Origin of the sequence: Pseudomonas sp. SIMBA_041, assembly GCF_046535095.1 — a bacterium.
Lineage (GTDB): Bacteria > Pseudomonadota > Gammaproteobacteria > Pseudomonadales > Pseudomonadaceae > Aquipseudomonas > Aquipseudomonas mucoides.
Genome location: NZ_JAWRXJ010000407.1, coordinates 1 through 266 on the forward strand (window position 1 = coordinate 1; position 266 = coordinate 266).

Annotated in this window: 1 pseudogene; it reads right to left on the reverse strand. The window is 66.9% G+C overall.

From position 1 onward, the window contains the following. A pseudogene (locus SB725_RS31690) lies at window positions 1–266 on the reverse strand (AraC family transcriptional regulator); the annotation flags it as partial.

A 266-nucleotide genomic window follows, 5' to 3' on the forward strand; every position in this document is an offset into this window, starting at 1 on the left:
TGGCGTGGCAGCGGCAACGAGAAGCCCACCTCTGGCAACGTGCGCAACTGGTCGAGCAGCACCGCGACCAATCGCGCCTCAGCGCTGTCACCTTCCGGGTAGTCTGCCGGGAGCAGGCAGAACTGCTTGATCAGCTCCCGCGCCAACGGCGTCACCTCCAGCACCCGGCAGTGCTCCGGTGCCCACGGGCAGGCATCGCGGCGAACGTACAGGCTGCGCATTTCGGCCTGCATCGATGTCACCACCTCGTGTTCGGCATCGGCAGG